The 7,541-nt window shown below is 69.8% G+C and carries 7 protein-coding genes and 1 pseudogene; 6 read left to right on the top strand and 2 right to left on the bottom strand.

Annotated features, from left to right (window positions below; genetic code table 11):
- The coding region (locus ACWD26_RS42125; RefSeq protein ID WP_451278738.1) for a phosphotransferase at positions 1 to 651 on the bottom strand (651 nt) is incomplete at its 3' end.
- 200 nt (positions 652 to 851) lie between these two features.
- A complete protein-coding gene (locus ACWD26_RS42120; protein ID WP_451278736.1) occupies positions 852 to 974 on the bottom strand; it encodes a hypothetical protein in 123 nt (40 codons plus the stop codon).
- A 540-nt stretch (positions 975 to 1,514) separates the two neighbouring features.
- Between ACWD26_RS42120 and ACWD26_RS42115 the strand changes: the two genes are divergently transcribed.
- The 6 genes and pseudogenes from ACWD26_RS42115 to ACWD26_RS42090 all read left to right on the top strand — a co-directional run bounded on the left by ACWD26_RS42115 (position 1,515) and on the right by ACWD26_RS42090 (position 7,427).
- Entirely contained in the window at positions 1,515 to 2,732 is a 1,218-nt protein-coding gene (locus ACWD26_RS42115) for a PucR family transcriptional regulator (protein WP_451278734.1), read from the top strand.
- A 554-nt stretch (positions 2,733 to 3,286) separates the two neighbouring features.
- Positions 3,287 to 3,970, top strand: coding sequence for a haloacid dehalogenase type II (locus ACWD26_RS42110; protein WP_451278732.1), 684 nt, complete (start codon positions 3,287 to 3,289; stop codon positions 3,968 to 3,970).
- A gap of 57 nt (positions 3,971 to 4,027) precedes the next feature.
- Positions 4,028 to 4,279 (top strand): annotated as a pseudogene (locus ACWD26_RS42105) (FAD-dependent oxidoreductase); the annotation flags it as partial.
- A 49-nt stretch (positions 4,280 to 4,328) separates the two neighbouring features.
- Positions 4,329 to 5,207 carry an NAD(P)/FAD-dependent oxidoreductase gene (locus ACWD26_RS42100; protein WP_451278742.1) on the top strand — a complete coding sequence of 293 codons (879 nt, stop codon included), beginning with the start codon at positions 4,329 to 4,331 and terminating at the stop codon, positions 5,205 to 5,207.
- A 383-nt stretch (positions 5,208 to 5,590) separates the two neighbouring features.
- Positions 5,591 to 6,289, top strand: a complete 699-nt coding sequence (locus tag ACWD26_RS42095; protein WP_451278730.1) for a TetR/AcrR family transcriptional regulator C-terminal domain-containing protein — start codon at positions 5,591 to 5,593, stop codon at positions 6,287 to 6,289.
- Between the two features lie 148 nt (positions 6,290 to 6,437).
- Positions 6,438 to 7,427, top strand: coding sequence for an NAD(P)-dependent alcohol dehydrogenase (locus tag ACWD26_RS42090; RefSeq protein ID WP_451278728.1), 990 nt, complete (start codon positions 6,438 to 6,440; stop codon positions 7,425 to 7,427).
- Positions 7,428 to 7,541: the final 114 nt, after the last annotated feature.

Here is a 7,541-nt window from a genome sequence, read left to right as displayed (position 1 = left end):
GTGTACGACGCTCCGCGGCAGTCGGTCCCATGCCGGCAGGAGATCGTCGTACCAGCCCATGATCGTGCGCACCGACTCCCGCCGGTCCGCGTCCTGTACCGCGTGCAGCGACGCCTCGACGATCTCAGCGGCCCGGCGCATGTCCCAGTCGTGCGGTTCCAAGCCCACCGGTGGCTCCACGCTGGAGAGTCCGAGGCTCAGCCGCCCGGCGGCTTCTCCCAGCTGACGCAGAAGCGCCGCGGGGTGGTCGTCGAGATCCGCCAGGACCCGGCCCTCGATCCAGCTCATCACGCGGACCACGTGCGTTCGGCCCTCGTGGACGACGTGGGCGAGCCACTTCCCCTCGCGTGTCGGGACCAGCCGTGGCACCGGAAGGTCAGGAACGGTGGCGGCCAGATGCTGGAGGAGCGAGTTCTGCCAGAGAACGTCGGCCGAGTCCGGCTCCGCGCGGGTGACCCGTACGAAGTAGCGCATGCCGTCGTCGCCGGTGATCCGGACGTTCTGGTCGATCTCCCCTCCCAGTGGGTGCTGGACGTATCCCTCTAGTCCGAAGGACTGCCTCAGCACGTGATCGAGGAGCGAGCCCGGCAGTTGGCCGGTGTGACCGGGGATGGTCGTTCCGTCCCGGCCGGTGGTGGTCGCTGAGGTCATCGGTGCGTTCTCTCTCTCGTCGTCAGGTCGCTCATCACTCACCGCGGGCCTGTGCCACGACGCTCAGGTCGTGGCCAGTCCCCCGCCGCCGCCCGTGCCGGACCTTTGCCCGACGCTGACAGCCGGCTCCCGGACGGTCCGATCCATTGCTGGTTCCCGGGGGCGGCGGGCAGGGCTGCCGCGGCTGTGTCTCGATCCCTTCACGGGCTGCGCAGACCTCGGCCAAGTGGGACCCGGGCCAGGACGCTCTCCCACACCTGGTCGGCGATCAGGTCCGAGGCGGGTCGTCCGTCAAAGGCGGAGCGCTCATCGAGACCGGTCATCAGCTCACGCGGCAACGGTCATGGCGTCCCAGCTGACGTTGGCGGCGAGCACCCCGCGCAGTGCCCCGGCGGGGTCCAGCGGTGTCCTCATGGTCCTCGACCCCCGCCTTGAGCTCGGCGTAGTCTCTGCGGGAGTCCTGGGTGATCTCGATTCCGCGCTGCCTGGCGAACCGGTTGGCTCGGCCGCCTTGGTCATCGCCTCCTGGTGGGCTCCGTAGCGGAAGGCCGACGGTGAGCCGAGGAACGCGGCGCCCCTCAGCAGCGTCTGCTCAAGGTGACCGGCTGGGGATCAGGTGCGGAAGTGTCATAGCTGCTCCAAGTGCGGGGTCATGTCACGAGCCCACTCCAGCCCGAGGTGATGCGTCAGATGAAACCCTGCGGAGAATCCGGCAACAAGGGACGCGAGGCCGCGACATCGACCCCGTATTTTGTGCCTGTGCACAATTTCTGTCAGGGAGCCCCAGCGGCATGTCAGCGGCATTGCCCGGAGACGGCCCCGGATCCGTCCGGTGACGGCTGTCGTCGGGAGAGGCGGTCCTCGTGAGCGGCCCGGGACGCCGTCAGGGCGGGTCCCGCCACGACGCCGTGCAGGCGATCGCGCGCCGGCTCCTCGAGGAACGGCTCGACGAACTGACCTCTCGTGCTCTCGAACAACTGGAAGCCGAGGAGCCCGCCTACGCGTCGGCGGACTGGGACCCGGTCCAGAAGCGGGAGGGGATGCGACGAACCCTCGAACTCGCCCTGACCCGGCTGGCCGGAGGTCCCGTGCCCCGGACGGTCTCGCGCGCCACCGAGGACGTGGGACGCGAGCGAGCGGAGCAGGCGTTCCCCCTGACCGCTCTGATGCACTCCTTCCAGCTGGACCTCAGGACACTGTGGGAGGCCGTGCTCGCAGAGGGGCGAGCACGTGGCATCAGCGCCGATCCCGACTTCCTCGACGGGCTGATCCGCGTCTGGGAGGCGACGGACGCCAACAGCGTCGAGGTCGTCGACGCCTACCGCCGCACCGAGCGCGACCTGGCGAGCCGTCGTACGGAGGTGCGCAACCGGGCCTTCAGCCGCCTGGTCCTGGAAGGGGAGCAGGACCCCTCCACCGTCGCCGAGGCCTCCACGTTGCTGGGCTTCTCCGAGAACGTCGCCCTGACCGTGGTCGTGGTCGAATCCGTTCCTACCGGGGACCCGGCTGTGTCCCAGGTCGACGATGCGCTGCGTCGGGGCGGCCTGGTACGTCACTTCGGATGGATGGGCGACGAGCTCCTCGGCATCATCGGTCACGGACGGCGCGATGAAGAGGCCATGCTTGCCATGCTCCGGCCGTTCGCCCCGTGGCGCTGCGGCGTCGCGGAAGTCCCCGGCCTGGCGCTGACGGCGCGGGGCATCCGGTTCGCACGTGCCGCGATCCGCAGCTCCGCGCAGCCCGGAGTGCGGCATGTGGAGGGCCACTGGATCGGGGCGATCATGTCGGCGCAGGAGGAGCTCACCGGTGCGATGGCCACCGGCGTGCTGCGCCCACTGCTGGAGCTGCGCGACCGCGACAGCATCCTCGAGACCCTGCGCTGGTACCTCGACCTGGGCTCGGTCGCCGAGGTGGCCGCACGCACCTACCGTCACCGGAACACGGTGGGCAATCGCCTGCAGGCCGCGGAAGAGGCGACCGGGCTGAAGCTGTCCCGACCGAACGACGCCGCCCGGCTGGTCCTCGCCCTGGCTTGGCTGGAGACGGACGCGGGCGCCCGCTTCCGGGCGACGATGTCCTGATCCACCGATCGCTGGACGGGATCCACCGATCGCTGGACGGGTCGAGGCAACCGGCCGGGGCCGCGGCCGAGAGAGCTGAAGCCGAAGCGTGTCGGTCAGAGGCCGCACGCCCTTCATGTGGACGGCAGCCTGGGCGGCCGACAACCCGGTCACGCCGGCCGGGCAGCGGCGCCGGGCGGCCGCAGTCCGGAGCCGCTCGCGACGCCTCTCAAAGACCATGCGGTTCGAGCGGAACTGCAGGGGACACCTGACAGAAATTGTGCACAGGCACAAAATACGCGGTCGATCTCGCGGCCTCACGTCCCTTGTTGCCGGATTCTCCACAGTGCTTCACTGACGCAACACCTCGAGCCGAAGAGGCTCATCGCATCGGAGCAGCAATGATGCTGCCGCCGACTGCCTGATCAGCATTCGCCGTCCCCGGCCTGTCCGGGGGCTCGTCCTCCAGCGGCGGCTCCTCGCGCACCCTCTCAGCACCCATGCCCCTAGACAGGTCGCCCCCTCGACTCCCGGTTAACAGGGTGTCCCATATGCCCGGAAAGAGGTTGAACACCATGCGTCAGATCGTCACCTTCGATGCCTACGGCACCCTGGTCGACTTCCAGCTCGGTCCCACCACCCTGAAGGTCCTGGCCGACCGGCTGGACCTGGACCGTCTGAACGTCGACGAGTTCCTCGACGACTTCCGCATCATGCGGTTCCACGCCGTCCTGGAGGCATACCGCCCCTTCCGCGAGCTGCTGCCCGCCAGCCTGGAGATAGCGATGCGTCTGCACGGCCTGGAGTACCGGCAGTCCGACGGCGAGGCCCTGGTCGCGGCCGTGCCCACCTTCGGCCCCCACCCCGAGGTCCCGGCCGCCCTGCGTGCACTGAAGTCCCGGTACGAGATCGCCATCATCTCCAACACGGACGACGACCTCATCGCCCAGAACCTGGCCAACATGGGCGTCGAGTTCGACCATGTCATCACCGCCCAGCAGGCCAAGGCGTACAAGCCGTCCCGGCAGACCTTCGAGTACGCCTTCCAGACCATGGACATCGACCCCGCCCAGGTCATCCACGTCGCCCAGGGCTGGGAGTACGACCTCATCCCCACCCGCGACCTCGGCCTCGCTCGCCGCGTGTGGATCAACCGCTACGGCCACAACGGCTCCATCGGCGCCCGCGGCAGCGCCGACTACCAGCCCTTCGACGAGTTGCCCGACCTGTCCGGCCTGCCGGCCCTGCTCGGCTGCTGAAGCCGGGACCCGGACAACGCACCCCTGGAACACCAGGAGGACCCGAGGGCGTACGTCATGTCCGGCCTGTCCACCGCCTACCACGCGGCGCGCAAGGGCGCCCACCTCGTCCTCGTGGAGAAGGACAAGGTCGGCTCCGGCGCCTCCGGGCGCAACGGCAGCATGTGCACCCAGGGCATCACCATCAGCCCCGCCGAGGCGCGCAAGCGCTACGGGCAGCCGCGGGCCCGGGAACTGTACGACGCCTTCCGCGAGGCTGGACCTGGTGGAGGATCTGACGGTCAAGGAGCAGATCGACTGCGACTTCCACCGCGTAGGGCGTCTGGGCGTCGCGTTCAAGCCGCAGCACTTCGAGAGCATGCGGGCCAAGCAGCGCGACCTGGCCGACAACTTCGGCCACGACACCACGCTGCTGAACAAGAGCGATCTACGTGCCGAGCTGGGCTCCGACTACTACCACGGAGCCCTGCTCGACCCGCTCAGCGCGCACCTTCACGTCGGCAAATACGTCCATGGCCTCGCCGAGGCCGCCGAACGCGCCGGGGCTCAGATCCACGAACGCAACGCCGCCACCGCGCTGCACCGCCTCCCCGAGGGCGGTTTCCTCGTCGAGACCCTGCACGGCACCATCCGCGCCATGCAGGTCATGGCGGCCACCGACGCCTACACCGACAAGGCCATGCCCTGGTTCCGCAAGCGGCTGATCAACGTCGGCAGCTTCGTCATCGTCACCGAGCCACTGGGCGAGGAGCGGGCCCGGCAGCTCATCCCCAACAACCGCGTGGTCGTGTCCTCCAAGAACATCGGCCACTACATTCGCATCACCCCGGACAACCGCCTGGCCTTCGGCGGCCGGGCCCGCTTCGCCCCCTCAGACCCCGCCTCGGACGTCAAGAGCGGTGACGTCCTGAAGCGGGAGATGACCGAGATCTTCCCGCATATGGCCGGGGTGAAGATCGACTACGTATGGGGCGGCATGGTCGGCTTCTCCTACGACCGCGTTCCGCACGCGGGCGAGGACAACGGCCTCTACTACTCCATGGGTTACTGCGGCCACGGCGTCCAGATGGCCACCTACATGGGCCGCACCATGGCCGAGGTCATGGACGGCCACCCGGAGGCCAACCCCATGCGCGGCTTCGGCTTCCCCAAGGTCCCGGTGCCGTTCTACAACGGCACCGCCTGGTTCCTGCCCTTCGCCGGGGCGTACTACAAGGCCAAGGACCGGCTGCTCTGACCCTTGCCGGGGGCTCCTCCGCGCGGCCGTCGGCCGCCGACGCGTTGTGATCCTGATCCGGCAGAGCACGAAGAGCCCCGAGGCCTTCGGCTGCGCGTACGCGCAGGTCGCGGGTACGCGGAGGTGCGCGAACCGGGGCCGCACGCTTTCGCCCAAGACATTCGGTGAATCCCCAGCCATGAAGGTGCCCATCCTCGGGGCCACCCGGGCGCTCCTGCGGACACCGGCGGGCATGGCGTGACGCGGCTGCGGACGCCGGCTCGCTTCCGGGTTCGGTCGCCGGCCGGCGGCGTACGCCTGGTGAGGGAGCGCGCCGGTGGAGGTTGTACTTTCATCGAGGGGAAGGACGGCGACTCCGGGTCCCACCCGGGTGAGAGGGGAACGTGGAGACAACGACGCAGGCCGGCTCCGCCGCGCAGCCCCGCGCGCCCCTGAGCAGGGAGCGGGTTCTGGGCGCCGCCGTCGGGCTGGCCGACGAGGGCGGACTCGACGCGCTCAGCATGCGCAAGATCGCGCAGGCGCTCGGCGTCGTGCCCATGGCGCTGTACAAGCACGTGGCCAACAAGAACGAGTTGCTGGACGGCATGATCGACGTCCTCGTCGGTGAGATCGACCCGCCGGACGGCGACACGGACTGGAAGACCGCCATTCGCCGGCGGGTGCTGTCGGCTCGCCGCATGCTGCTGCGCCACCCGTGGGCGCCCGAGGTCATCGAGTCGCGGATCAAGGCGCGCACCACCCCGACGCCCGCGGTCATGGAGTACCTGGACTCGATGATCGGGATCTTCCGGGCCGGGGGGTTCTCCATCGATCTGGTCCATCACGCGATGCATGTCATGGGCAGCCGCCTGCTGGGCTTCTCCCAGGAGCTGTTCGAGGACACCGCCGACCGCGAGCCGGATCCGGACGCGATGCCGCCCGAGGAGATGGCCGCGCGCTACCCCCACATCACCGCCCTGGCCATGGCCGTCGCACACGACCAGGATTCCGTCGTCGGCTCGGGCTGTGACGACCAGGTCGAGTTCGAGTTCGCTCTGGACCTGACCCTGGACGGCCTCGAACGGCTCCTGCGGACGGGCTGACCGCCGGCGAAAGCTCCCATCCGAGGCCTCGGGTCGCCTGAGGCTTTCAGCCCCTCACCCCTTGACCGGTGTACGGCGTACACCTACCTTGCCATCAGGAGGGTGTACGCCGTACACCTTCGGGACTAGGCGATGGGGGAGAGACCGCATGAAGGCGATCGTTCAGGAGCGGTTCGGCCCGCCGGACATCCTGCGGCTGACGGACACCGACCGCCCCGAGGTCGGGGCAGACCAGGTGCTGGTACGGGTGCGCGCCGCCGCGCTCAACCCCTACGACTGGCACATGATGCGCGGCGACCCGTACGTGGCGCGGTTGACGGGCGCCGTGGGGCTGACGCGGCCGAAGTCCCGGGTGGCGGGAATCGACGCGGCCGGGCAGGTGGAGGCGGTCGGCTCCGACGTAACGGGGCTCCAACCCGGTGACGCGGTACTGGGCTTCTGCCGGGGCTCGTTCGCCGAGTACGCGTGCACCACCGCCGATCTGCTGGTGCCCAAGCCCGCGAACCTGACGTTCGAGCAGGCCGCGGCCGTCCCGGTGGGGGCGGTGACCGCCCTGCGCGGCATCCGGACCGTGGGGCGCGTGCGGGCCGGGCAACGGGTGCTGGTCAACGGGGCGGGCGGTGGCGTGGGCACGTTCGCCGTACAGATCGCCGCGGCGCTGGACGCGGAGGTCACGGGGGTCTGCAGTGGCCGCAACGTCGACCTGGTGCGCTCACTGGGTGCGGCGCACGTCATCGACTACACGAGGGAGGACTTCACCGAGGGGCGCCCGCGGTACGACCTGATCCTGGACAACGTGGGCAACCACCCGCTGAGCCGGCTGCGCCAGGTGCTCACCCCGACGGGGACCCTGCTGGCCAACGGCGGCGGTTCGCCCGGCCACTTGTTCGGGGCGATGGGCTCCATGCTGCGGCTGAGCGCGGTCGACGCGTTCGTCCGGCAGCGGCTCCGCCCGATCCTCCCTTCGCCCCCGGCCGGGCCGATCCACGAGGACCTGCTCGCCGTCACCGCGCTCATCGAGGCCGGCAAGCTCATGCCGGTGGTCGACCGGACCTATCCCCTGGCCGACACCGCCGAGGGCGTGCGCCATGTGGAGCACGGCCATGCCCGCGGCAAGGCCGTGATCGTCATGCCGTGAGCACCCGTGACGGCGGCGTCCTGGGCCGTCGTCCACGACGGCACTGCCCAGCATCTCGTGACCCGCTTCGTCGACGGACGAGCACGCGCGTGGTTGCCGGTGCCCCCGGGGTCG

The organism is Streptomyces sp. NPDC002787, from assembly GCF_053592095.1.
Note: the sequence above shows the minus strand (reverse complement) of the source record. Positions and strands in the feature narration are given on the sequence as shown.

Excerpts from the sequence above, each read along its gene's own strand:
- ACWD26_RS42120 (WP_451278736.1), bottom strand. The coding sequence starts at position 974 with ATGACCGGTCTCGATGAGCGCTCCGCCTTTGACGGACGACCCGCCTCG.
- ACWD26_RS42110 (WP_451278732.1), top strand. The coding sequence starts at position 3,287 with ATGCGTCAGATCGTCACCTTCGATGCCTACGGCACCCTGGTCGACTTC.
- ACWD26_RS42090 (WP_451278728.1), top strand. The coding sequence starts at position 6,438 with ATGAAGGCGATCGTTCAGGAGCGGTTCGGCCCGCCGGACATCCTGCGG.
- ACWD26_RS42100 (WP_451278742.1), top strand. The coding sequence starts at position 4,329 with ATGCGGGCCAAGCAGCGCGACCTGGCCGACAACTTCGGCCACGACACC.